At 68.6% G+C, this 21,177-nt stretch carries 19 protein-coding genes; 15 read left to right on the top strand and 4 right to left on the bottom strand.

The features are described 5' to 3' along the window. The 9 genes from E0H45_RS40715 to E0H45_RS40675 all read left to right on the top strand — a co-directional run bounded on the left by E0H45_RS40715 (window position 1) and on the right by E0H45_RS40675 (window position 9,500). On the top strand, window positions 1-882 hold the full coding sequence (locus tag E0H45_RS40715) for an ABC transporter permease (RefSeq protein ID WP_202872753.1): 882 nt from the start codon (window positions 1-3) through the stop codon (window positions 880-882). After that, on the top strand, window positions 882-1,868 hold the full coding sequence (locus E0H45_RS40710; RefSeq protein ID WP_131347878.1) for an ABC transporter ATP-binding protein: 987 nt from the start codon (window positions 882-884) through the stop codon (window positions 1,866-1,868). Before E0H45_RS40715 ends, E0H45_RS40710 begins: the two co-directional genes overlap by 1 nt. Continuing rightward, window positions 1,858-2,862, top strand: coding sequence for an ABC transporter ATP-binding protein (locus tag E0H45_RS40705; protein WP_131347876.1), 1,005 nt, complete (start codon window positions 1,858-1,860; stop codon window positions 2,860-2,862). Before E0H45_RS40710 ends, E0H45_RS40705 begins: the two co-directional genes overlap by 11 nt. Beyond that, on the top strand, window positions 2,859-3,461 hold the full coding sequence (locus E0H45_RS40700; RefSeq protein ID WP_131347874.1) for a histidine phosphatase family protein: 603 nt from the start codon (window positions 2,859-2,861) through the stop codon (window positions 3,459-3,461). The genes E0H45_RS40705 and E0H45_RS40700 overlap by 4 nt, the downstream gene beginning before the upstream one ends. Further along, the gene (locus E0H45_RS40695) at window positions 3,458-4,219 is read left to right on the top strand and encodes an endonuclease/exonuclease/phosphatase family protein (protein ID WP_131347872.1); all 762 of its coding nucleotides are present in this window, start codon (window positions 3,458-3,460) and stop codon (window positions 4,217-4,219) included. The genes E0H45_RS40700 and E0H45_RS40695 overlap by 4 nt, the downstream gene beginning before the upstream one ends. Before the next feature lie 11 nt (window positions 4,220-4,230). After that, window positions 4,231-5,730, top strand: a complete 1,500-nt coding sequence (locus tag E0H45_RS40690; protein WP_131347870.1) for an ABC transporter substrate-binding protein — start codon at window positions 4,231-4,233, stop codon at window positions 5,728-5,730. Between the two features lie 171 nt (window positions 5,731-5,901). Further along, window positions 5,902-7,455 (top strand): sugar ABC transporter ATP-binding protein, encoded by a 1,554-nt coding sequence (locus E0H45_RS40685; protein ID WP_131347868.1) that lies wholly within the window; start codon window positions 5,902-5,904, stop codon window positions 7,453-7,455. After that, window positions 7,455-8,471, top strand: coding sequence for an ABC transporter permease (locus E0H45_RS40680; RefSeq protein ID WP_131347866.1), 1,017 nt, complete (start codon window positions 7,455-7,457; stop codon window positions 8,469-8,471). Before E0H45_RS40685 ends, E0H45_RS40680 begins: the two co-directional genes overlap by 1 nt. 12 nt (window positions 8,472-8,483) lie before the next feature. Beyond that, window positions 8,484-9,500, top strand: a complete 1,017-nt coding sequence (locus E0H45_RS40675; RefSeq protein ID WP_131347864.1) for a substrate-binding domain-containing protein — start codon at window positions 8,484-8,486, stop codon at window positions 9,498-9,500. A gap of 93 nt (window positions 9,501-9,593) precedes the next feature. Here E0H45_RS40675 and E0H45_RS40670 read toward each other — a convergent pair whose 3' ends face one another. After that, the gene (locus E0H45_RS40670) at window positions 9,594-10,583 is read right to left on the bottom strand and encodes a LacI family DNA-binding transcriptional regulator (protein WP_131347862.1); all 990 of its coding nucleotides are present in this window, start codon (window positions 10,581-10,583) and stop codon (window positions 9,594-9,596) included. A 118-nt stretch (window positions 10,584-10,701) separates the two neighbouring features. Here E0H45_RS40670 and E0H45_RS40665 point away from each other — a divergent pair, with 118 nt between their 5' ends. From E0H45_RS40665 to E0H45_RS40655, 3 genes are read left to right on the top strand one after another with little or no spacing between them, the layout of a single operon-like run. Beyond that, window positions 10,702-12,132: an NAD-dependent malic enzyme gene (locus E0H45_RS40665; protein ID WP_131347860.1), complete on the top strand. Its 1,431-nt coding sequence runs from the start codon at window positions 10,702-10,704 to the stop codon at window positions 12,130-12,132. Between the two features lie 32 nt (window positions 12,133-12,164). Then, complete coding sequence (locus tag E0H45_RS40660; RefSeq protein WP_238155679.1) at window positions 12,165-12,554, top strand: VanZ family protein; 390 nt, start codon at window positions 12,165-12,167, stop codon at window positions 12,552-12,554. Between the two features lie 7 nt (window positions 12,555-12,561). Continuing rightward, window positions 12,562-13,119: a YqgE/AlgH family protein gene (locus E0H45_RS40655; RefSeq protein ID WP_131347858.1), complete on the top strand. Its 558-nt coding sequence runs from the start codon at window positions 12,562-12,564 to the stop codon at window positions 13,117-13,119. Window positions 13,120-13,137: 18 nt separating this feature from the next. Here E0H45_RS40655 and E0H45_RS40650 read toward each other — a convergent pair whose 3' ends face one another. Continuing rightward, entirely contained in the window at window positions 13,138-13,410 is a 273-nt protein-coding gene (locus tag E0H45_RS40650) for a DUF3039 domain-containing protein (protein WP_131347857.1), read from the bottom strand. A 121-nt stretch (window positions 13,411-13,531) separates the two neighbouring features. Between E0H45_RS40650 and E0H45_RS40645 the strand changes: the two genes are divergently transcribed. The 3 genes from E0H45_RS40645 to E0H45_RS40635 all read left to right on the top strand — a co-directional run bounded on the left by E0H45_RS40645 (window position 13,532) and on the right by E0H45_RS40635 (window position 19,411). Continuing rightward, window positions 13,532-14,035 (top strand): Uma2 family endonuclease, encoded by a 504-nt coding sequence (locus E0H45_RS40645; RefSeq protein ID WP_337590434.1) that lies wholly within the window; start codon window positions 13,532-13,534, stop codon window positions 14,033-14,035. Window positions 14,036-14,079: 44 nt separating this feature from the next. Then, window positions 14,080-15,870, top strand: coding sequence for a DEAD/DEAH box helicase (locus tag E0H45_RS40640; protein ID WP_131347855.1), 1,791 nt, complete (start codon window positions 14,080-14,082; stop codon window positions 15,868-15,870). Between the two features lie 208 nt (window positions 15,871-16,078). Then, window positions 16,079-19,411, top strand: coding sequence for a CARDB domain-containing protein (locus tag E0H45_RS40635; RefSeq protein WP_131347853.1), 3,333 nt, complete (start codon window positions 16,079-16,081; stop codon window positions 19,409-19,411). A gap of 48 nt (window positions 19,412-19,459) precedes the next feature. Here E0H45_RS40635 and E0H45_RS40630 read toward each other — a convergent pair whose 3' ends face one another. Together E0H45_RS40630 and E0H45_RS40625 are read right to left on the bottom strand one after the other, a co-directional pair. Then, window positions 19,460-20,215, bottom strand: a complete 756-nt coding sequence (locus E0H45_RS40630; RefSeq protein WP_131347851.1) for a glycoside hydrolase family 16 protein — start codon at window positions 20,213-20,215, stop codon at window positions 19,460-19,462. 47 nt (window positions 20,216-20,262) lie between these two features. Continuing rightward, window positions 20,263-21,105 (bottom strand): helix-turn-helix transcriptional regulator, encoded by an 843-nt coding sequence (locus E0H45_RS40625; RefSeq protein WP_131347849.1) that lies wholly within the window; start codon window positions 21,103-21,105, stop codon window positions 20,263-20,265. Between the last annotated feature and the right edge of the window lie 72 nt (window positions 21,106-21,177).

Genomic DNA, 21,177 nt, shown 5'->3' with positions numbered 1-21,177 from the left:
TTGACTGTCGAGCTTTCCGTGGTGGCGCCGGTGGCTGCCCGCCGCCGTACCCGGGCCGGGTCGGCCCGGATCCGGTTCGGGTTCGCGGTGATCGCGGTGTACGTCGTGGCCGCGGCGATCGGACCGTGGCTGTTCCGGTACAACCCGGTCGACACCCGCACCGCGGACCGGCTGAAGCCGCCGTTCACCCGGTTGTCCGACGGGTCGTTCGCGATCTTCGGCACCGACCAGGTAGGGCAGGACCTGTTGGCCCAGATGTTGCAGGGGGCAAGGATCTCGATCGCGGTCGGGCTGGCAACCCTGCTGCTGGCCGGAACCATTGGCGTGACCATCGGCCTTGCCGCCGGGTACTTCGGCGGCTGGCTGGACGGCGTCCTGATGCGGCTCGCGGACATCCAGCTGGCGTTTCCCTCGATCCTGCTGGCGATCTTCATCGCGGCACTGCTCGGTCCGTCGGTGGTGAACGTGGTGATCGTGCTCGCGGTGGCGAACTGGGTGACGTTCGCGCGGGTCGCCCGCGGGCAGGCGCTGGCGACGCGGCGGCGGGAGTTCGTCGATGCGTCTCGGACACTGGGCGCCGGGACCTGGCGGCTGGTCACCCGCTGCGTGCTGCCGGCCTGTGTCGCGCCGGTGCTGGTCGTGGCGACGGTCGAGATCGGTCACGTGATCCTGGCCGAGGCGTCGCTCAGCTTCCTCGGTCTCGGGACGCCGGCTTCGACACCCAGTTGGGGTGTGACGATCGCGAACGGGCGCAACTACCTCGCCGACGCGTGGTGGATCTCGACGATCCCGGGGATCGCACTGGCGTTCCTGGTGATCTCGCTCGGCGTACTCGGCGACGCACTCCGCGACCGGTACGACCCACGCCTGAGGAGTCTGTGATGGTGCTGTTGAGTGTGCGCGACCTGCGGGTCGAGTTCGCCACTTCTGGTGGAGTAGTGACGGCCGTCGACGGGGCGTCGTTCGACGTCGGTTCCGGTGAAACCGTTGCCCTACTGGGGGAATCGGGCAGCGGGAAGAGCGTCACCGCGCAGGCCGTGATGGGGATCGTGCCGAAGCCGGCCGGCCGGGTGTGCGGCGGGTCGATCTCGTACGACGGCCGCGACCTACTCGCACCGGGCGTCGCGAAAGGCCTGCGTGGGCGGGAGATCGCGATGGTCTTCCAGGACCCGTTGAGCTCACTGAACCCGGTGTTCCGCGTCGGTGCGCAGATCGGCGAGATGTTCCGTCGCCATCGCGGTGCGTCCCGCCGGGAGGCGCGGGCGGCCGCGCTGGACCTGATGAAGCGGGTCGGGATCCCGGCCGCGTCCAAGCGGCTCGACGACTACCCGCACCAGTTCTCCGGCGGAATGCGGCAGCGGGTGATGATCGCGATGGCACTCGCCCTGTCGCCGCGGCTGCTGATCGCGGACGAGCCGACGACCGCGCTCGACGTCACGGTCCAGGCGCAGATCATGGACCTCCTGACCCGGCTGCAGGCCGAGGAGGGGATGTCGCTCGTCCTGATCACCCACGACCTCGGCGTCGTCGCCGGCGTGGCCGACCGGGTGATCCTGATGTACGCCGGACGCGTCGTCGAGACCGGCTCCCTCCGCGAGGTCTACGAACACAGCGGCCACCCGTACACCTCCGGTCTGATGGCGTCCGTCCCCGCCGTGGACGGCCCTCGCGATCGCCTCGTGCCCATCCAGGGTTCGCCGCCCGATCTCCTGTCCCTGCCCTCCGGCTGCTCCTTCCGCCCACGCTGCCAGTACGCCGACGAACAGTGCGCCGAGGTCGAGCCCGTCCTCCGTCAGCTTCCCGACCGCCCCAGCACCCACCAGGCCGCCTGCCACCACCCGGAAGGAGTCCTCACCGATGTCCACTGAGTCTCCGCTCTTGTCGGTGCGCGACCTGCAGACCTCGTTCCCGATGCGGTCGCCAGTACTCCGGCGTACCGTCGGGCAGATCCAAGCCGTGGCGGGCGTCTCCTTCGACATCCCGGCCGGTGGGACGCTGGGGCTGGTGGGGGAGTCGGGCTCCGGGAAGTCGACCGTCGCGCGGACCATCATCGGGCTGGAGAAGGCGCGTTCGGGGAGCATCGTCTTCGACGGCGACGAGTTGACCTCGTTGCCCAAGGCATCCATGCGCCGGGTCCGCCGGCAGCTGCAGATGATCTTCCAGGACCCGTACGCGTCGCTCAATCCGCGCGCGACCGTCGAGCAGATCATCGCCGAGGCGTGGCAGATCCACCCCGACGTCGTACCCCGGAACCAACATCGCGCCGAGGTCCGCGACCTGCTCGAGCGGGTCGGACTGAACCCGGACCACGCGGAGCGGTACCCGCACCAGTTCTCCGGCGGGCAACGGCAGCGCATCGGCATCGCCCGCGCGCTCGCGCTCCGCCCGAAGCTGGTGATCTGCGACGAAGCCGTCTCCGCGCTCGATGTGTCGGTGCAAGCACAGGTCCTGAACCTGCTCGACGATCTGCGCTGCGACCTCGGGCTCGCGTACCTGTTCATCGCCCACGACCTGTCCGTCGTACGGCACATCTCCGACCGCGTCGCGGTGATGTACCTCGGGCGCATCGTGGAGACCGCGTCCCAGGACGAGCTGTTCACCCGGCCGTTGCATCCGTACACGCAGGCGCTGCTGTCCGCGGTGCCGGATCCGAAGCCGTGGGACAAGCCGGCGCGCGAGCAGATCATCATCGGCGGCGACGTCCCGTCACCTGCGGACCCGCCGTCGGGGTGCGGTTTCCGGACCCGCTGCTGGAAGGCGGAGGAGACCTGTGCGCACGACGTACCTGAGCTCACGACCCGGCTCGAGCTGCACCCCGCCGCCTGCCATTTCGCCACCGAGCTCGCTGGAGCCGCCCGATGAGCGTCACCGAACTGGTCCTCCTCCGCCACGGCGAGTCCGTGTGGAACGCCGAGCACCGCTACCAAGGCCAGCAAGGCACCGGCTTGAGCGCACGCGGCCGGCAGCAGGCGAAGCAGGCCGCGGAATACCTGCAGTCGCTCGAGTTCGACGGGATTGTCGCGAGCGACCTGCAACGCGTGACGGAGACCTTGCAGCCTTATCTGGACAGCCAGGATCACCTTGAGGTCCGTGTCGACAAGCGGTGGCGGGAGATCGACGTCGGGACGTGGGGTGGGCGGATGATCGCAGACCTCGCAGCCGAGGAGCCGGACGTCGTCGAGGCCTTCGCCCGTGGTGAAGACATTGCTCGCGGAGGTGGCGAGACCTTCCGGCAGTTGCGAGCACGGGTGTGGGAGGCGGCGCAGGACATCACGCGGTCCGGCGTACGGCGAGTACTGGTGGTGACGCACGGCGGGCCGATCCGGGTTGCGGCGGCGTCGGCGCTCGGGCTGCCGGCGGGGGACGAGATGTTGCTGGATCCGCCGGGGAACTGCTCGCTCACCACGCTCCGGCTCGACGGACTCACGTCGTACAACGTGCCTACCGGGATGGACCGATGACTTTCACCTTCGTGGCGATGACCTACAACCTGTGGTCCGAGTTCTACCTCGACCAGCGCCGGGACGCGATCGCGAGCCTGTTCGCGACGCGTCCGCCCGACCTGCTCGCCGTACAGGAACTCCGGCCCGCCACCCGCAAGCTGCTCGACGACGTCCTGCCCGACCACGACCGCATCGACGGGACCGCAGGCTGGGAGACCCAGAGCAACCTGTGGTGGCGACGCGACCTGTTCACGTACGTCGAGCACGGGGCCGAGGACGTCGGCATCCTCTCGCCCGACGCCCGCCTGTTCTGGGTCCGGCTGCGCACCCCCGACGGCACCGAGCTGATCTTCAGTACGGCGCACCTCACCTGGCCGGGCCACTCCGACGAGCGGACCGATCACGTCAACCGCCGGATCGCCCAGGCCCGCGCCATCGGGGAAGCGCTCGAACGCCTGGCCGGCGACGGCGCCTGCCTGTTCACGGTCGATATCAACGACATCGGCCCACCGCAGTGGGAGCTCGGGAACGCCGGGTTCCTGGACAGTTTCACCGCCCTCGGCCGGCACTCACCGGTGACCCATCCGGTGGTGCCGACGGTCGCGACCGGTCCGATCGGGACGCGGTTGTCGCCGCTCGCCTCACCACCCAAGGCGATCGACTGGATCTTCGCCCGCGGCCCGCTCGCCGCCCGGTCCAGCGAGGTCGTCGACTTCTTCCACGACGGCCGCGCACCCTCCGACCACTACCCGGTCGTCGCCACCTACACGCTTTGAGGAGAACCCCTGTGCTGAGGAAGCGAATCGTGGCGGCGCTGGTCGCCGTCACCCTAGGCGTGGCCGGGTGCTCGCCGGCCAGTGAACCGAGCAGCGGCGAACAGGTCCTGCGGTACGCGCCGGCGATGTTCCCGGTGTCGCTGGACACCCATAAGTACGCCGGTGAGGAGGCGGTACAGACCGCGATCCAGCAGATCATGGAACCGCTGGTCCGCGTCGACGACGGCAAGATCGTCCCGGTCCTGGCCACCGCCTGGGAGAACCCGGACCCGAACACGTGGGTGTTCAAACTCCGCTCCGGCGTGAAGTTCTCCGACGGTACGCCGTTCACCGCGAAGGACGTGGTGGCGTCGTACGAACGGCACAAGAAGCTCGACGGCCCGCTGGTCCCGCTCTACTCGACAGTGACGTCGTTCGCGGCCACCGACGACCAGACCGTGACAGTGAAGACCAGCAAGCCGCTCGGCACGTTGCTGAGTTCGCTGACGCTGCTGTTCATCGGGCCGGCCGCCAAGATCAACACCGACGGGTTCTTCAACAAGCCGATCGGGACCGGGCCGTTCACGGTCTCCTCGTTCAAGCCCGACGAGAAGCTCGAGCTGGCCGCGAACCCGACGTACTGGGACGGCGCGCCGAAGCTGAGCAAGCTCGAGTTCGTGAACATCCCGGAGGTCGCCGGGCGGATCACCGGGCTGGAGAACGGCGAGGTCGACGTACTGACGCAGATCCCGCCCGACCAGGTCGGCTCGGTCAAGGGCAGCGATGCGATCACGTACTCGACGACGCCGAGCTGGACGTACTACTTCGACTGGTTCAACTCCAACCGGAAACCGTTCAACGACAAGCGCGTCCGGCAGGCGATGTGGCACGCGCTCAACCTCGAGGGCACCGTGAAGGATCTCTTCGGCGATCTCGCATCCGTCGCGCAGGCGCCGCTGGCCCAAGGCGTGATCGGTGCGCCGAAGCTCTCGCCGTACACCTACGACCCGGCGAAGGCGAAGCAGTTGCTGACCGAGGCCGGGTACCCGAACGGGTTCACCACGTCGATGCAGTGGCCGCTCGAAGGCGGGCCGAACATCCGGGCGCTGGCGCAGGCGATGATCTCGGACTGGGCGAAGATCGGCGTCACGGTCAAGCCGCTGGAGAAGGAACGCGCGCAGTGGCTGGAGGACTTCGGCAAGCTCAACTGGGACATGAACCTGCAGACCAACGTGACCGGCACTGGTGACGCCGACTACACACTGGCCCGCCTGTACGTCTGCACCGCCAAGCGCAACGGCTATTGCAACCCCGCGCTCGACAAGGCCCTCCTCGACGCCCGCTCATCGGTCGACCAGGCCGCCCGCCCCAAGCTCTACCAGCAGGCCGGCAAGACGATCTGGGACGACGCCGTCGGAATCTTCCCCGCCGACCTCGCCTCGAACGCGGCCGTCCGCTCCCGCGTCCAGGGGTTCGTGATGCCGCCGAGCGGTCGCCCTTTGTTCGCGAAGGTGAGTGTGTCTGGGAGCTGAACCGCCACGCAGGCAGAACCCGCCCTCCGCGCCGCTTGCAACGATCAAGGCGGGGGTTCTGCCTGCGTAGCCATTCGTAGCTCTTCGATTGGGGTGTGAGGGGTTGACGCCCCGGACGTGTGCGGTCTAGCGTCCGGGAAATCGATTACTCGCCCGAATCGCGGAGGTGTCATGGCCGAAAGCTTTGACCTGGTCCGGATGGTGGGAATCGGGAAGCGGTACGGCGGGGTGCAGGCGTGTCACGAGGTGGACTTCGTGCTCGGCGCCGGGGAGGTGCACGCCCTGCTCGGCGAGAACGGCGCCGGCAAGAGCACGCTGATGAAGATCCTCTCCGGCGACGTCACGGAGTACGCGGGCAGCATCGCGATCAACGGCACCCCGGTGCGGTTCAGCGGCCCGACCGACGCACAGGCCGCGGGGATCGCGATGATCCACCAGGAACTCGACCTCGTCCCGGGCCTGTCGGTCGCGGACAACATCTTCCTCGGCCGCGAACTGCGGACGACGGTGCGCACCGTCGACCGCCGCCGGATGGAACGCGAGGCCCGCGAGCTCCTCGACCGCAGCGGTGTCAGCCTCGACCCGCGCCGGCCGGTCGGTGAGCTCCGCGTCGGCGAGCAGCAACTCGTCACGATCGCGAAGGCGATCTCGCTCGACGCCCGGGTGCTGATCATGGACGAGCCGACCTCCGCGCTCACCAGCTCCGAGGTCGAGCGGCTCTTCGACGTGATCCGCGAGCTCCGGAACAGCGGTGTCGGCATCGTCTACATCTCGCACCGGATGGAGGAGATCGCCAAGGTCGCCGACCGTGCGACCGTCCTCCGCAACGGCAAGATCGTCACCAGCTTCGACCCGCGCAAACTCAGTACGGCGGAAGTCGTCGAGGCGATGGTCGGCCGCCCGGTGCAGACCATGTTCACAACTCCTGACTCCGACACCGGCGACGAACTGCTGCGCGTCGAGAACCTGAAGCTGAAGGCCCGCCGCCCACGACCCGGCCGCCGCGACCCTGACGGCATCTCGCTGACCGTCCGCTCCGGCGAGATCGTCGGTCTCGCCGGCCTGCTCGGCGCGGGCCGCACCGAACTCCTCGAGACCTTGTACGGTGTCGCACCCGGCGGCACCCGCACCGGCCGGATTCTCCTGCAGGGCAAGCCGATCCAGCCTCGCGGGCCCCGTCAAGCGCTTGCTCAGGGCATCGGTTTCGTCCCGGAGGACCGGCGCGCGTCGGGGCTCGTGCTCTTCCACTCGATCCTCGCCAACACAGTCGTCTCGAGTCTCCCGTCGTACGGCCGGCTCGGGGTCATCGCCCGCCGGATGGAGCGCGCGGCGTCAACCAGGATGGCCGATCGGCTGCGGCTGAAGTTCGGCCGCCTGCAGGACGAGGTCGGCACGTTGTCCGGCGGGAACCAGCAGAAGGTCGTGTTCGGCCGGATGCTGCTCACCGAGCCCAAGCTGCTGCTCCTCGACGAGCCCACGCGCGGCGTCGACGTCGGCGCGAAGGCCGAGATCTACCGGTTGCTCGGTGAACTCGCGGCGCAGGGTCTCGGCGTACTGCTGGCGTCGTCGGAGCTTCCCGAACTGGTGGGGGTCTGCGACCGCGTCGTCGTACTGCGGGACGGCCGCGACGTCGCCTCGTTCAGTACGGCGGACTCGGGCGAGGGCGAGCTGCTGGCGGCGGCGATGGGACAAGGTGCGGTGTTCGACGAGGTCGGAGGAGTGTAGTGACCGACGTACAGGACAAGGTGGTGACGACGGAGAAGCCATCCGTGGTCGCGACGCTGTTCCGGTTCCAGAGCGTGTTCGGGCTGATCGCGGTCTTCGTCGCGGCGATCATCTTCTCGCCGCGCAAGAACGGCGAGATCCTCTTCGTCAGCGCGGACAACCTGGCGAACGTGGTCCGCGCGGTGTCCGAGATCGGGATCATCGCGGTCGGCATGACGTTCGTGATCCTGATCGGCGGGATCGACCTCTCGGTCGGTGCGGTGCTCGGGCTCGCCGCGGTCGGATCCGCCGTCCTGATGGTCGAGAACGACTGGGGCTTCCTGCCGTCTGTCGTGCTGGTGCTGGCGATCGGCCTGGTCTTCGGCGCCCTGCAAGGCGTCGCGACCGCGATGATCGGGATCCAGTCGTTCATCGTCACCCTCGCGGGCCTGCAGATAGCCAGAGGTTTGGCCCGGATCTGGTCCGGCGGCCAGGGCGTCGCGATCGCGTACGGCGACGGACCGAAGGAAGCGCCGACGTCGTTCGCACTGCTCGGCGAACGCACCTTCGGCGGCCTGGTGCCGATCCCAGTGATCATCTTCGCGGTGGTCGCGATCGCCGCGGTCGTGTTCCTCCGGGTCAGCGCCTTCTCCCGGCACCTGTACGCCGTCGGCGGCAACGAGAAGGCCGCGCGGTTGTCCGGCGTACCCGTGGTCCGGGTCAAGATCGCGGTGTTCGCGATCTGCGGGCTGCTCGCCTCGCTGGCCGGCATCGTGCACGCCGTCCAGCTCAACCAGGGCAGCCCGAACGACGGCATCGGCTACGAGCTGGACGCGATCGCCGCGGTGGTGATCGGCGGCACCAGCCTGGCGGGCGGCCGTGGTTCGGTGGCCGGGACGGTGGCGGGTGCGCTGCTGCTCGGCGTACTGAACAACATCCTTGCCCTGAACAACATCGACTCCAACATCCAGCTCCTGATCAAGGGACTGGTGATCGTTGCCGCCGCCGCGCTGCAGCGACTCCGCCCCACCTCGTAAGGAAGGCTCGTCATGCGCTCTGTACGAATTCCACTGGCTGCCGCAGCCCCGTTTGTCATGGCCGCGTTGGTGCTGGCCGGTTGCGGGACGACCAGCGAACGGGCCTCGGGCGGTGCGTCGCCGGGGTCGTCCAAGTCCTGCAAGGGAACCGACGGCAAGTACACGATCGGGATGAGCCAGGCGAACGTCGCCGAGCCGTACCGGCAGCGGATGGACGACGACATCAAGGCGGCGGCCAAGGACGTGCCGCAGTTCGACGTGAAGTTCGCGGACGCGGCGCAGGACAACGCCAAGCAGGTCGCGGACGTGGAGAACTACATCACCCAGCAGATCGACCTGCTGATCATCAGCCCGAACGAGGCGAAGCCGCTCACCGCGGTGGTGAAGAAGGCCTACGACAAGGGCATCCCGGTGATCGTGCTGGACCGCAAGGTCGAGGGCGACGCGTACACCGGGTTCATCGGCGGCGACAACGTGCAGATCGGTCGCGAGGCCGGGAAGTACATCGCCGAGAAGCTGCTGCCGCAGGGCGGGAACGTGGTCGAGCTCAAGGGACTGGCCGGCGCGACCCCGCAGGCCGAGCGGCACGAGGGATTCGTCGAGGGGATCAAGGGCAACCCGAAGGTCAAGGTGATCGCGAGCGCGAGCGGTGACTGGCTGCGGGAGAAAGGGCAGGCGCAGATGGACGCCCTGCTGAAGGCGAACCCGAAGATCGACGTCGTGTACTCGCACAACGACCCGATGGCCGAGGGCGCCTACCTGGCCGCGAAGGCGGTCGGCCGGGAGAAGGAGATGAAGTTCACCGGCATCGACGCGCTGCCGATCCCGTCCGGCGGGATCAAGGCCGTCGAGCAGGGCCGCCTGTCCGCCACCTTCACGTACCCGACGAACGGCAAGGAAGCGATCGCCGCCGCGAAGAAGATCCTGGTCGAGTGCGGCACCATCGAGAAGACGCAGACCCTCCCCACGCGCCTGATCGACGCCTCGAACGCGGCGAAGATCTACGCCGAGGAAAACCCGACAGGCTGACGGAGGCGGACCGCCAGGCCATCACAATCGCAGCGGAGCGGGACCCCTGAGCGTGGGGTCGGCGATGCGGCGGCAATTGTGATGGCGTGGCGGTCAGCGGCGGGAGCTTGCTCGCTCGATGAGTCGGGCGCCCAGCGTGGTCGCGGTCGGTGGGCGAGTGGGGTCGGCGATGCGTGCGAGGAGGAGGCGGGCGGCGACGGCGCCGATCTCGTACGCCGGTTGCGCGACCACGGACAGCGGCGGGTCGACGAGCGCGGCCCACGGCGCATCGTCGAACGTGACGAGGCCGACGTCCCGCCCGGCGCGCACACCGCGCTCCTGCAGGGCTTGCAGCACACCGACCGCCATCGCGCTGTTCGCGATCAGGAGGGCGTCCGGTGGTTCGGACTGGGCGAGCAGGTCGAGGGCAGCACGGTGCGCGCCGGCGGCCTTGTACTCGGTCCGCCGCACGAGCTTCGGCGTACGGCGACGGGCCGCCTTGAGTGCGTCGCGGTACCCGGCCAGGCGGTCGTCGGCGGTGCGGACACCGGCCGGGCCGGTGATGCAGCCGATCCGCTCGTAGCCTTGGGCAACCAAATGGGCGGTCGCCTCGCGGGCGGCGAGCCGGGTGTCGACCAGGACGACGTCACTGTCCTGCCCGGGCAGCGGCCGGTCCACCGCGACGTACGCCGTACCGCGCGACGCCAGTTTCGCGACAGTGGACGTCGGACCGCTCGGGGACAGGATGACGCCCGCGACCCGTTCCTGGATGGCGATGTCGAGGTAGCGGTTCTCCTTCTCCACGCTCTCGTCGGAGTTGCAGAGCACGACGGAGTACCCGACCTCGTGCGCGACGTCCTCCACCCCGCGGGCGATCGCGGTGAAGAACGGGTTCTCCACGTCCGAGATGATCAGCGCCACCACCGCGGCCTCCTGGCGGCGCAGGTTCCGCGCCGGGCCATTCGGCTGGTACCCGAGCTCGTCGGCCGCTTGCCGCACCCGCGCGGCGAGGTCCGGGTCGACCGTCGGCTTCCCGTTCAGCGCTCGCGACACGGTCGCCGTCGACACCCCGGCGCGCGCGGCCACGTCGCTGACAGTCGGCACTCTGGCTCCCTTCCTGACGGAACAGTAACCGGTCGAGTAATGGATTACCCAGAGGTCTGTCGTGCACTTTACTTACGGAACCTCCGGGCATTACCAGTGACATGAGAGGATCACCCGCGTGACTGCCTTGCCGAGTGTTTCGTACTCCATCACCGTTCGCCTCGAGGTGCCCGCGGGTGGCTCGACGGTGAGCAAGCTGACGACCGCGGTCGAGCAGGCCGGCGGTCTGGTCACCGCGCTCGACGTGACCGCGTCCGGCCACGAGCGGCTGCGGATCGACGTCACCTGCGCCGCGGCCGACACCGAGCACGCCGGCCGCCTGGTCGAGGCGATGCGCGCCGTACCGGGCGTCGAGATCGGCCGGGTCTCGGACCGGACCTTCCTGATGCACCTCGGTGGCAAGATCTCGATGGAGGCCAAGCACCCGATCCGCAACCGTGACGACCTGTCGATGATCTACACGCCGGGTGTCGCGCGGGTCTGCCTGGCGATCGCCGCCAACCCGGAGGACGCGCGCCGGCTGACGATCAAGCGCAACAGCGTCGCGGTCGTCACCGACGGTTCCGCCGTACTGGGCCTGGGCAACATCGGCCCGAAGGCCGCGCTGCCGGTGATGGAGGGCAAGGCCGCGCTGTTCAAGCGGTTCGCCGGGATCGACGCCTGGCCGCTGTGCCTGGACACCCAGGACCCGGACGCGATCGTCCAGATCGTCAAGGCGATCGCCCCGGGCTTCGCCGGCATCAACCTCGAGGACATCTCCGCGCCGCGCTGCTTCGAGATCGAGGCCCGGCTGCGCGAGGAGCTCGACATCCCGGTCTTCCACGACGACCAGCACGGTACGGCGGTCGTTGTGCTGGCGGCGCTCTTCAACGCGCTGCGAGTGGTCGGCAAGGACATCAGTGAGATCCGCGTGGTGCTGTCCGGTGCGGGTGCGGCCGGTACCGCGATCCTGAAGCTGCTGATCAAGGCCGGCGTGAAGGACACGATCGTCGCCGACATCGCCGGCGTCATCCACACCGAACGCGAAGGGCTGTCGCCGGAGCTGCGCTGGATCGCGGAGAACACCAACGCGGCGAAGTACAGCGGCGATCTGAAGGGTGCGCTGAGCGGGGCGGACGTGTTCATCGGCGTCTCCGCGCCGAACATCCTGAACGGCGCCGACATCGCCACCATGAACAAGGACGCGATCGTCTTCGCGCTGGCCAACCCGGACCCGGAGGTCGACCCGGCCGCGGCGCACGAGCACGCGGCCGTGGTGGCGACCGGGCGCAGCGACTTCCCGAACCAGATCAACAACGTGCTGGTCTTCCCGGGTGTCTTCCGCGGTCTGCTCGACGCGCAGTCGTCGAAGGTGTCGATCGACATGGAGCTGGCCGCGGCGAAGGCCCTGGCCGGTGTCGTCACCGACGACGAGCTGAACGCGGACTACATCGTGCCGAGCGTCTTCCACCCGGAGGTGCACACGAGGGTGGCGCACGCCGTCCGCGACGCGGCCGGCGGCAGGGCCCCTGCGCACGAGAGCTTCCCGGACGACACCCCGGCCCTGTGACCGGCACTGGGACTGGCCGTGGGACTGGCACTGTGACTGGCGCGGTTTCGGAAGACACCGGCTCGCGGGTGCGGGTCTGGGCCTGGCGGATCGCCTTCGTCGCGGCAGTGGCGTTGCAGCTGTACGGCGTCTACGCGCCCCGCGAGGCGGGTCCGCACATCGGGATCCCGCAGATCGACAAGGTCGCGCACTGCTTCCTGTTCGCGGCGGTCGCGTTCACCGGGACGAAGGTCGGGCTGCCGGTCCGCTGGTTGCTCGGGGCACTGGTCGCGAACGCGGTGGTCAGCGAACTGGTGCAGCATTGGCTGCTGCCCCAGCGCGACGGCGATCCGTTCGACGCGCTCGCCGACATCGCCGGGGTCGCGCTCGGTGCCTGGCTGGCCAGGTACGGGCGGGGCCGGGTGCCCCGTCGTACGCCATGATGGGGGTATGACGGTCTCGACCCTGACCGGTTCGCTGCTGGTGGCCACGCCGTTGCTCGACGAGCCGCCCTTCCGCCGGTCGGTGATCCTGCTGCTGGATCACGACGACGACGGCGCGCTCGGGGTGGTGGTGAACCGCGCCGCGGACCTGTCCGTGGGGCAGGTGCTGCCGAACTGGTCGTCCGCGGTCGACGAGCCCGGTGTGCTGTTCATGGGTGGCCCGGTCGGCACCGACAGCGCGCTCGCGGTCGCCGAGGTGGCCGAGTCCACGGACCCGCCCGGCTGGCGCGAGTGCTTCGGGCGGATCGGTCTGGTCGACCTCGACGTACCGCCGGTGCTGCTGGAGGGCGCGATCACCCGGATGCGGATCTTCGCCGGGTACGCCGGCTGGTCCAGCGGCCAGCTCGAGGGCGAGATCGCCGAGGGCGCCTGGTACGTCGTCGACTCCGTGCCGGAAGACGTGTTCGGCCACGACCCGGACACCCTGTGGCGCCGGGTCCTGCGCCGCCAGAACGACCAGATGGCGTACCTGGCGACGTACCCCGACGACCCGACCCAGAACTAGGCCGGAACCAGGGCCGGACTACTCGTCGTCGCCGCCGCCCTCGTCACCCGGGTTCAGCGAGTCCCAGATCTCCTTGCACTCCGGGCAGACCGGGAAGCGCTGCGGGTCGCGGCTCGGGACCCACACCTTGCCGCACAGCGCGACCACCGGCGTGCCCATCACCATCGCCTCGGTCAGCTTGTCCTTCGGCACGTAGTGCGAGAACCGCTCGTGATCGCCCGGCTCTGCCGGCGACGTGTTGGTCCGCTCGTCGACAACCGTCTCCGCACCGGGGGTCAGCTGAGTACTCATACCCCCGAGTGTAGGACGTGTCACCAGCCGATCCGGAACTTTTCCACACCCCGGGGATTCCCGGGGCAACCCGGGGCAGATCCCGGCACCTTCTCTGACCTGACCGACCGAAGGAGGCACTATGAGTGTCGTGGACAGCATTCCGGACCCACCCGACGTGTTCAGCCGACCAGCAATGCCGCTGACCCGCGCCGATCTCGACCGGATGCCCGATGACGGGTACCGGCGCGAGCTCATCGACGGAGTCCTTCTCGTGACCCCGAGCCCGTCGTTCAACCACCAGGATGTGGCCAGCAATCTCCTCATCCACCTGAGGCAGGTGTGCCCGCCGGAGCTCTACGTCATGGTGGCGCCGTTCGACATGGTGCTGGCGGACGACACGGTGATGATCCCGGACCTCCTGGTCGCCCGCCGTGATGGTCAAGTTCTCGCGGCTGGAGGCTGCAGGGTGTCAGGCGTACTGGGTGGTGGATCCCGACACGCCGAGTTTGATTGCGTGGGAGTTGCGGGACGGCGCATATGTGCAGGTCGCGAAGGTCACCGGCGAGGAATCGGCGCGGTTGACGAGTCCGTACGACGTGACGGTGGTGCCGGCGGATCTGATCTCGTAACAGATCTCGGGTAACCTTCCTGCCCGGCACACTGTCGACTTCGGGGGAGTAGCTGTCTGTGGATTCGCACGTGCCGGCCAACCCTGCTGTCCTGCCACCGGCCTATCCGGACCGGGCGGCGTGGGGTACCGCGAGCAAGCTGCGAGCCTGGCAGGCCGAGGCGCTCCAGGTCTATTTCGACAAGAACCCGCGGGACTTCCTCGCGGTCGCGACCCCGGGCGCCGGTAAGACGACGTTCGCGCTGACCGTGGCCGCCGAGCTGCTGCACCGGCGGCAGATCGAGCGGATCACCGTGGTCACGCCGACCGAGCACCTCAAGGTCCAGTGGGCCGAGGCGGCCGACCGGGCCGGGATCGCGATCGATCCCGCGTTCGCCGGGCGGCGCGGGAAGACGAACAAGGACTACCAGGGCGTCGCGGTGACGTACGCCGGGATCGCGGTGAACCCGCTGGCGTTCCGGGTCCGGACCGAGCGGTTCAAGACCCTGGTGATCCTGGACGAGGTGCACCACGGCGGTGACGCGCTCAGCTGGGGTGAGGGTGTCCGCGAGGCGTTCGAGCCCGCGGCCCGCCGCCTCTGCCTGACCGGTACGCCGTTCCGCAGCGACGACAACCCGATCCCGTTCGTGACGTACGAAGAAGGCCACGACGGGGTCGCCCGGAGCAAGGCGGACTACACCTATGGGTACGGGCACGCGCTGCGCGACCACGTCGTACGTCCGGTGATCTTCATGTCGTACTCGGGCGAGATGCGCTGGCGGACCAAGGCCGGTGACGAGGTCGCCGCCCGGCTGGGCGAGCCGCTCACCAAGGACCTGACCGCCCAGGCGCTGCGGACCGCGCTGGACCCGGCGGGCGAGTGGATGGGCGCGGTGCTGGCGGCCGCGGACAAGCGGCTGACCGAGGTACGGCGGCACATGCCGGACGCCGGCGCGCTGGTGATCTCGGGTGATCAGAACACGGCCCGCGCGTACGCGAAGACGCTGCGCGAGCTGACCGGGGAGTCGCCGACCGTCGTGCTGTCGGACGAGAAGGCGGCGAGCAAGAAGATCCAGAAGTTCTCCGAGGACGAGTCCCGGTGGATGGTCGCCGTGCGGATGGTGTCGGAGGGCGTCGACGTACCGCGGCTGGCGGTCGGCGTCTATGCGACGCCGACGTCGACTCCGCTGTTCTTCGCGCAGGCGGTCGGGCGGTTCGTGCGGGCTCGGAAGCGGGGTGAGACGGCGTCGGTGTTCGTGCCGTCGGTGACCCGGCTGCTCGGGTTCGCGGCCGAGATGGAGGTCGAGCGCGACCACGTCCTCGGCCGGAAGAACAGCAACGAGGACGGCGACATCTTCGCGCTCGAGGACGACTTGCTGAAGCAGGCGAACCAGACCGAGGGCGCGAGCGACGAGCTCGAGGGAAACTTCGAGGCGCTCGGGTCGGATGCGAGCTTCGACCGGGTGGTGTTCGACGGCGGTGACTACGGGACCGGCGGGGACAACGCGTCCGACGAGGAGCTGGACTTCCTCGGGTTGCCGGGTCTGCTCGAGCCCGACCAGGTGCGCGAGTTGCTGCACAAACGCCAGCAGAAGTCGCTGGCGGCGCAGAAGAAGTCGCAACGGTCCACGAGCGACCGTGAGGACCCCACGCCGACCGAGCTGGCCACCCACGAGCAGATCGGGCTCCTCCGCCGCGAGCTGAACGGTCTGGTCGCCGCCTGGCATCACCGCACCGGCCAGCCGCACGGCGTCATCCACAACGACCTGCGCCGCAAACTCGGCGGGCCGGCTGCCGCCCACGCCTCCTCCATCCAGCTGAAGGAGCGGATCGAACTGATCCGCGACTGGGCCACCCAGCGCCGCGCCTGACCTCCCGAGCCTGATCCTCCGCGCCTGATCCTTCGCGCGCGACGCCCCGCCCTGGACCTCCTGGGCGGGGCGTTTCCGTCGGTGGCGAGGTGTTGACGTCCTGCGACCGGTGCTGCAAGCTTCGGATACCCGCGGTGCAAGAAATTGTCAGAGTTACGCAATTTATGTAGCGCGGAGACCTCCCACGCCCCCGATGGAGGACTACCCGATGCATCGGAAGAATCTTCTGCGGCTCGTGCTGGCCGCCCTGCTCGTCGCCGCCGGCCTGCTGTCCGTCCCGACCGCGATGGCCGCCGACCTCACCAAGACGCTGACCGCCAGCAGCTCACTCGGCGAGTATCCGAGTGGCAACGCCGCCGACGGCAACGCGAACACCTACTGGGAGAGCAGCAACAACGCCTTCCCACAGTGGCTCCAGGCGGACCTGGGCGCCACCAAGGACGTCAACCAGGTGACGCTCAAACTCCCGTCCTCCTGGGGCGCGCGAACCCAGACCATCACGGTCCAGGGCAGCGCGAACGGCTCGGCGTTCACCACGATCGTCAGCAGTACGGCGTACAACTTCAGCGGCACCAACGTCGTCACGATCGCCTTCAGCAACACCTCGGTGCGCTACGTCCGGCTGACGTTCACTGCGAACACCGGTTGGCCCGCCGCGCAACTGTCGGAGTTCGAACTGGCCGGGCCTGGTGGCGGGCCGGTCGAACCTCCGACCGGCACGGATCTCGCCGCCGGCAAGCCGATCGAGGCATCCAGCTCGGTCTTCGGTTTCGTCGCGTCCAACGCCAACGACGGCAACCTCGGCACCTACTGGGAATCGAACGGTTTCCCGTCGACCCTGACCGTCAAGCTCGGCTCGAACGCCGACGTCGGCTCGGTCGTCGTCAAGCTCAATCCGGACTCGGCCTGGCGTGCACGGACGCAGAGCATCGAAGTCCTCGGCCGCGAACAGTCCGCGACGACCTTCACCTCGGCGGTCGCCAGGGCCGACTACCAGTTCGATCCGTCCGCCAACCAGAACACCGTCACGATCCCCGTCATCGGCCGGTACGCCGACCTCCGCCTGCAGGTCTTCAGCAACACCGGAGCGCCCGGCGGTCAGGTCGCCGAGCTCCAGATCTTCGGTACGGCGGCGCCGAACCCCGACCTCGTGGTGACGAACGTCGACTGGTCGCCGGCCAACCCGTCCGAGTCGACGCCGATCACCTTGTCCGCGACCGTCAAGAACAACGGCTCCGCGGCCGCGCCGGCCAGCAGTCTCAACTTCCTCCTCGGCGGCTCGGTCGCGGGCACGGCGAGCGTCCAGGCGCTTGCCGTCGGTGCCTCTGCCACCGTCACCGCCAACGCCGGAACTCATGCCCAAGGCAACTACACCGTCGCCGCCGTCGCCGACCCGACCAACGTGGTCGTCGAGCAGAGCGACACCAACAACACGCTCCAGGCAGCGACCCAGCTGACCATCGCCCAAGCGCCGGGCCCCGACCTCCAGGTCACCGGCATCACCACCAACCCGGCCAACCCGGCGCCCGGTACGCAGGTCTCCTTCACGGTCGCCGTCAACAACCGCGGTACGTCGGCCTCCACCGCCAGCACGACCAAGCTGGTGGTCGGCACGACCACGCTCAACGGAAGCACCGCGTCGATCGCAGCCGGCGCCACCGCCAACGTCGCGATCAGTGGCACCTGGACGGCGACCAACGGCGGCGCAACCGTCACCGCGACAACAGATGCGGGCAATACCGTTGACGAGACCAACGAAACGAACAACACCTTCACCAAGTCGATCGTGGTCGGCCGCGGCGCCGCCGTGCCGTACACGTCGTACGAGGCCGAAGCCGGCGACTACACCGGGACCCTGCTGACCGCCGACGCGACGCGAACCTTCGGCCACACGAACTTCGCCACCGAGTCGTCCGGCCGTTCTTCGGTCCGGCTGAACTCGAGCGGTCAGTACGTCGAGTTCACCTCGACCGTGCCGACCAACTCGGTCGTGGTCCGCAACTCGATCCCGGACTCCGCCGACGGACAGGGGCTCCAGGCAACGATCAGCCTGTACGTCAACGGAACCTTCAAGCAGAAGCTCAACCTGTCGTCCCGCAACAGCTGGCTCTACGGCAACAGCGACGGACCTGAGGCACTCACCAACACGCCCGGCGGTGACGCCCGCCGCCTCTTCGACGAGTCACATGCCCTGCTTGGTCAGTCCTACCCGTCCGGCACGAAGTTCCGCCTGCAACGGGACTCCGGTGACAACGCGTCGTACTACATCATCGACCTGGTCGACCTCGAGCAGGTCGCGCCGGCGCTGCCCCAGCCGGCCGGGTGTACGTCGATCACGCAGTACGGCGCGGTGCCGAACGACGGGGTCGACGACGCGGACGCGATCCAGCGGGCCGTGACGGACGACCAGAACGGCGTGATCAGCTGCGTCTGGATCCCCGAAGGGCAGTGGCGGCAGGAGAAGAAGATCCTCACCGACGACCCGCTGAACCGCGGGCAATTCAACCAGGTCGGGATCAGCAACGCCACCATCGGCGGCGCCGGGATGTGGTACTCGCAGCTGTACTCGACGATCGAGCCGCAGAACGCGGGCGGCATCAACCATCCGCACGAGGGCAACTTCGGGTTCGACATCGACAAGAACGTGCAGCTCTCGGACATCGCGATCTTCGGCTCCGGCCGGATCCGCGGCGGTGACGGGAACGCCGAGGGCGGGGTCGGGTTGAACGGCCGGTTCGGAACCGGTACGAAGATCACCAACGTCTGGATCGAGCACTCGAACGTCGGGGTCTGGGTCGGCCGCGACTACGACAACATCCAGGAGCTGTGGGGCCCGGCCGACGGGCTCGAGTTCAGCGGCATGCGGATCCGGGACACCTACGCCGACGGCATCAACTTCTCCAACGGGACGCGGAACTCGAAGGTGTTCAACTCGTCCTTCCGCACCACCGGCGACGACGCGCTCGCGGTCTGGGCGAACAAGTACGTGAAGGACCAGGCGGTGGACGTCGGCCACGACAACACGTTCACCAACAACACGGTCCAGCTGCCCTGGCGGGCGAACGGGATCGCGATCTACGGCGGGTACGGCAACAAGATCGAGAACAACCTGGTCTACGACACGATGAACTACCCCGGCATCATGCTGGCCACCGACCACGACCCGCTGCCGTTCTCCGGTACGACGCTGATCGCGAACAACGCGCTCTACCGCTGCGGCGGGGTGTTCTGGAACGAGGACCAGGAGTTCGGCGCGATCACGCTGTTCCCGTCGAACCTCCCGATCCCCGGCGTCACCATCCGGGACACCGAGATCCACGACTCGACGTACGACGGGATCCAGTTCAAGACCGGCGGCGGCGAGATGCCGAACGTTGCCCTGACCAACGTTCGGATCGACAAGTCCACCAACGGCTCTGGCATCCTCGCGATGGCCGGCGCCCGCGGCAACGCCAACCTCTCGAACGTCACCATCACCAACTCCCGCGACGGCGACATCCTCAAGGAACCCGGCAGCACCTTCACCATCAGCGGCCAGTAGATCCCCGAGGCCCAGCACCCCGGTCCCGAGGGTGCTGGGCCTCAGTCTTCAGGAGCGGTACACGCGGACGTAGTCGAGTTGCATCGACTCGGATGTCACGGTGGGTGGGATCTTCGCGTAGACGAACAGGTCCAGGATCAGGGCGTCGCCGGTGCCGGAGTATGCGCCCTGGCGGCAGATTTCCTTGCCGTCGAGGTACCAGACGGTTTCGTCGGGGCCCAGCTGCTGGGCGATCGTGTGCCAGTCGGTGGTGAGGTCGGTCGGCGACTGGTAGGTGCAGCCGCCGCCGGGGGACTGGTGGTTGGTGAGGTACAGCGCGTTGTGGTTGTCGCTGTAGAACTCGTACGTGTCCTGCTCGTTGGAGCCGTTGCCGTTCCAGGTCCAGGTGGACGGCCAGAAGCCCTTGGCGGACGGGAGTTTCAGCCGCGTCTCGATGTAGTCGCCGGGCTGTACGGCGAACGACTGCGACGGCTCGTGCCCGCAGGCCTGACCGGTCGTGATCAGGGCGCCGGACCACTCGTACCCCGGTGCCGGGTTGTTCTTCTTCGCCGTCATCGTGAGCGTGCCGTCGTGCACCGACAGCGCGTCCCAGGTGTGCCACTCGAGTTGCTGGTTGCCCTTGTTCCCCAGGCACTGGTCGGCTTCCGCGTTCGAGTGGATGGCCCACTTCGTCCGGTCGATCGCCGTACCGTCGAACTCGTCCGCGAACACGAGCTTCCCCGGCGCCGCGTCGTCAGCGTCCGCGGCCCGGAGCGGTACGACGAGCAGGCCGAGCACGACCAGTGCCGTAAGTAACTTACGCATCAGGCAAGCCTCTCCGTCGGAAACCAACGGATCAAACAGTCGCTTGATCAGGGCCTGGTTGTCAACTCCTGCAACCCGATCACGTCCAGCAGCCGGATCGCCTGCTCGGACGCCGATCCCGGCTCGGCCGTGTAGAGCACCACGCGCTGGTCGCGCTCCGGCACCACGAGCACCTCGCAGATCACGTCGATCCGCCCGACCTGCGGGTGGAAGATCGTCTGGCACAGCGTCTGCTGCCGCCCGACCTCGTGCCGCGCCCAGATCTCCGCGAACTCCGGGCTGCCGGCCACCAGGTCGTCGACCAACTGGGCGAGGGCCGGATCGTTCGGGTAGGTGCTGGTTGCGGCGCGGAGGTCCGCGGCCGCCTCGCGGGCGAACTCCCGGGTGGCCTGTTCGCCGAACAGCTCGGTCTGCCGATCGGTGAGGAAGCGGAGGCGGAGAAGGTTCCGGTCCCGCGGTGGGAGCGCGGAGAAGTCCGTGATGAGCGCCGCGGCCAACGGATTCCACGCGAGTACGTCGTACTTCGCGTCCAGGACCAGACCCGGTACGTCGAGCCGCGCGAGCATCCGCAGTACGCCGGTCCGCACCTCCACCGGCGGACCTGGTGGCGGCCCGGGCTGCTCGCCCGCGAGCCGGAACAGGTGGCCGCGCTCGTCGTCCGACAAGCGCAGCGCGCGGGCGAGCCCGGTCAGCACCGCGCGGGACGGGCGTGGACCACGGCCCTGCTCCAGGCGGGTGTAGTAGTCCGTCGACATGGTCGCGAGACTCGCCACCTCTTCCCGGCGGAGCCCAGGTGTACGTCGGCGCAGGCCGGCGGGGAGGCCTACGTCGGACGGCTGCAACGCTTCCCGCCGTACCCGCAGGAACTCCGCCAGCCCGTCGCGATCCATGCACCCATGCTCCCAGGCGTCCGCGAGCTCAGCCAGGGACCGCCGATCCCAGCCTCGGCCGACTCTGCCTGA

Source organism: Kribbella soli (assembly GCF_004331345.1).
Taxonomy (GTDB): Bacteria; Actinomycetota; Actinomycetes; order Propionibacteriales; family Kribbellaceae; genus Kribbella; species Kribbella soli.
This window is presented reverse-complemented; position numbering and strand designations above follow the sequence as displayed.

Bases quoted from the DNA above. Each gene is read 5' to 3' on its own strand.
- E0H45_RS40630 (WP_131347851.1), bottom strand. From the start codon at position 20,215: ATGCGTAAGTTACTTACGGCACTGGTCGTGCTCGGCCTGCTCGTCGTA.
- E0H45_RS40695 (WP_131347872.1), top strand. From the start codon at position 3,458: ATGACTTTCACCTTCGTGGCGATGACCTACAACCTGTGGTCCGAGTTC.
- E0H45_RS40710 (WP_131347878.1), top strand. From the start codon at position 882: ATGGTGCTGTTGAGTGTGCGCGACCTGCGGGTCGAGTTCGCCACTTCT.
- E0H45_RS40635 (WP_131347853.1), top strand. From the start codon at position 16,079: ATGCATCGGAAGAATCTTCTGCGGCTCGTGCTGGCCGCCCTGCTCGTC.
- E0H45_RS40655 (WP_131347858.1), top strand. From the start codon at position 12,562: ATGACGGTCTCGACCCTGACCGGTTCGCTGCTGGTGGCCACGCCGTTG.
- E0H45_RS40700 (WP_131347874.1), top strand. From the start codon at position 2,859: ATGAGCGTCACCGAACTGGTCCTCCTCCGCCACGGCGAGTCCGTGTGG.
- E0H45_RS40645 (WP_337590434.1), top strand. From the start codon at position 13,532: ATGAGTGTCGTGGACAGCATTCCGGACCCACCCGACGTGTTCAGCCGA.
- E0H45_RS40675 (WP_131347864.1), top strand. From the start codon at position 8,484: ATGCGCTCTGTACGAATTCCACTGGCTGCCGCAGCCCCGTTTGTCATG.
- E0H45_RS40705 (WP_131347876.1), top strand. From the start codon at position 1,858: ATGTCCACTGAGTCTCCGCTCTTGTCGGTGCGCGACCTGCAGACCTCG.
- E0H45_RS40685 (WP_131347868.1), top strand. From the start codon at position 5,902: ATGGCCGAAAGCTTTGACCTGGTCCGGATGGTGGGAATCGGGAAGCGG.
- E0H45_RS40625 (WP_131347849.1), bottom strand. From the start codon at position 21,105: ATGGATCGCGACGGGCTGGCGGAGTTCCTGCGGGTACGGCGGGAAGCG.
- E0H45_RS40650 (WP_131347857.1), bottom strand. From the start codon at position 13,410: ATGAGTACTCAGCTGACCCCCGGTGCGGAGACGGTTGTCGACGAGCGG.